This window comes from Mongoliibacter sp., assembly GCF_007692705.1.
In the GTDB taxonomy this organism is placed as follows: domain Bacteria; phylum Bacteroidota; class Bacteroidia; order Cytophagales; family Cyclobacteriaceae; genus Mongoliibacter.
On record NZ_REBN01000001.1, the window covers coordinates 1 to 2,557 of the forward strand.

3 protein-coding genes are annotated in these 2,557 nt (G+C 35.9%); 1 reads left to right on the forward strand and 2 read right to left on the reverse strand.

What is annotated here, in order from left to right; genetic code table 11:
* Positions 1 to 166: 166 nt before the first annotated feature.
* Together EA341_RS00010 and EA341_RS00015 are read right to left on the reverse strand one after the other, a co-directional pair.
* Positions 167 to 805, reverse strand: coding sequence for a plasmid pRiA4b ORF-3 family protein (locus EA341_RS00010; RefSeq protein WP_293010630.1), 639 nt, complete (start codon positions 803 to 805; stop codon positions 167 to 169).
* A 69-nt stretch (positions 806 to 874) separates the two neighbouring features.
* A complete protein-coding gene (locus EA341_RS00015; RefSeq protein WP_293010633.1) occupies positions 875 to 2,110 on the reverse strand; it encodes an AAA family ATPase in 1,236 nt (411 codons plus the stop codon).
* A gap of 119 nt (positions 2,111 to 2,229) precedes the next feature.
* On the opposite strand from EA341_RS00015, the gene EA341_RS00020 reads away from it, so the two are divergent.
* Positions 2,230 to 2,557 (forward strand): AraC family ligand binding domain-containing protein (locus EA341_RS00020; RefSeq protein ID WP_293010634.1); only part of this gene is annotated, 328 nt, incomplete at its 3' end.

A 2,557-nucleotide genomic window follows, 5' to 3' on the forward strand; every position in this document is an offset into this window, starting at 1 on the left:
CCACAAGACTCCCCAAAATCAAGACCAAAATGACCAAGTCGAAGTTTTTAGAAGCTTTGTCATCATGTTCGAAGACGATATGTGCAAGACGGGATTTGGAGGGGAGAAGCGGCATATTTAGAGAAGTTAAAGCAATTGAAAGGAGGAAATGGAAATTTAAAATCAGCTAATCCTCATCAACCCACTCATTCCAAAGTAAATCCAAATTATCGTTAATCTCTTCAATATCTACATTTTCGAAATCGATTTTTTTCTTTCCCTTAATGCCCAGCCATTCCCTGTAATTTTTATACTCAGGGTGTTTGGGTTCGTTAATGGCTTCTTCTAGCTGCGCAAAACCCCAAGGTCCTCCACAATCCTCCGGAGGACAAAGTCCAGCTGCTTCTGTACAAACTGGAGTCTCCCCATCAAATTCGGATAGATCTTTTTTGGTGACTTTCTGAATAGAAATCTTATGCCACCAGTCATCCCCAAAGTCATACCAGTACCAGAAGGTTTTTCCGTCAGTATACTCGAGGAACTCCATTAGCGACAATTCCCCTGCATCAAATGAATCAGCATCAGTGCCCCATAAATCATCCTCTTCTATATCAAACTGAACCCTGATTTTACACTTGCCCTTTTTATCACTGAATTCATATAAGTGGCAATTTTCCCAACCCATTGCAACTTGTATAATCAAGTGTAAATCATGCATAGAGATATCTACAGGGAGCAATACTTTTCTATAAATAGGAAAAGGCATATTTTCAAGATTGATTTTCAGCTTGAATGGGATAGGATTTAAGGGGATTATCTTTGTCATTTTATTTTTAAAAACTCTTATTGACTTGATTGAAAAATAAAATTAAGGAAAGTTTTTCAGATATCTGTTTTAATACAAAAAGCCAAATAGCCATAAAGGAATTGACTTACCAATAGGATATTCTATATCATCTTTGACTACCCAAGCTTGGGTTGAATCAGTGATTTGTTTACTAGACTTATTTTTTCCTCCGATTTCAAATAAGTACTTTCCATTCACCAGAAAATCCCCTTTTTTCGGAAAAGATAAGTGATGCATTATACCTAATTGATTATTGAAAAATATTTCTCTTACAGCTCCTAAAGAAGGGAGCTCTTCGGAGAGTGCATATAATAAATTACTGTTTTCCAAATAAACTTTTTCAGGCTTTTGTAAAAGTGCTGTACTAGTTCCACTTGATTGTAAGAGACTTAAAATTCTGGCTTCTTCCAAATAGTAAAGATAATTGTTGATCGAGTTGCGGTGAATTCCTGTCTTTTCTGCAAGTTTGATAATGTTTGGCTTGAAAGGAACCTGCTGCGCTACTACAAACAGTAATTGTAACATCTTCTTTGCATGTCTAATATCAAAACCCTTCAACTCAGCCATATCATACTCTACTATTAACCTCAATTGTTGCTTTAGTCTTTGATAAAACCCCCTTGGGTCTTCCACTTCGTAGGGGTAGTAGCCAGTCTTTAGATATTCCTGAAAATATGCCAAAGGTTTGAAATCTTTATCCAAAAGATTTCTAATTGAATTTTTAGGATCAATCAAGGTTTCTAAAGGAATTGATGGAAAGATATACCCCTTTTTAAAAAATAAGTATTCCCGATATGATAAACCCTTTAGTTCATACATTAATGCTCTTCTGCTTAGATCTCCCTCTTGTTTTGCAATATCTACAATTGATGATCCTGTAAAGATTATCTTCAAATCAGGGTATCTGTCATAAAGGTTCTTAATTTCCTGTGCCCAAGTTGGATACTTATGTACTTCATCCAAAACCAATAGTTTTCCACCCATTTGGTAAAAAGTCTTTCCAGACTCCAAAAGGCTATTTCCTGAAAAATAAATATCATCCAAAGTCAAATATGCTTTCTGGGAAATTGGCAAATCTACAGTTTTTAGATATTGCAAAAGCAATGTAGTCTTGCCAGTGCCACGAGCACCTTTTACTCCAATTAATCGGTTCGACCAATTGATATGATCATACAAGTATCGCCTGAACCCCAAAGAGGTTTCATGAATCAATTTCTCAGAATGAAGTAGCAGATCTTCCATTTTATGCACATTTACTTGTGCAAAAATAAAGTTATTATGCATATATACAAGTGCAAAAAAATAATAAACCGCAAAATACGAATGCATTTACTGCAAAATAAAGAATCATAAGAAGGAAATTCATCACCCGCACCAACCATTACTCAAACTGCTGGTTTTGAATGCCGAGGAAAATACACAATTTGCATATCAAGATGATCCCCGCCACTCCCATATCCACCAAAAACAAACTTGAATCTCAGGAGCTTTTCAAAATCTCCCGCTTCAAGCCTTTGATCAAAAAGACCAAACCACATAAACATGAGGGGTATTTTGAATTGATCTTTATTGCAGAGGGAGAAGGGTTTCATTGGATAGAGACAGAAAGTTATCAGGTTCAAACACCTGACTTTTATTTTTTAAAGCCAGGCCAATTACATTTTTGGCAATTTACCGCCATACCCAAAGGCTACGTGATGATGTTCAAAGAGGAGTTTGTTGATGCTGTTA

Excerpts from the sequence above, each read along its gene's own strand:
- EA341_RS00010 (WP_293010630.1), bottom strand. The coding sequence starts at position 805 with ATGACAAAGATAATCCCCTTAAATCCTATCCCATTCAAGCTGAAAATC.
- EA341_RS00015 (WP_293010633.1), bottom strand. The coding sequence starts at position 2,110 with ATGCATAATAACTTTATTTTTGCACAAGTAAATGTGCATAAAATGGAA.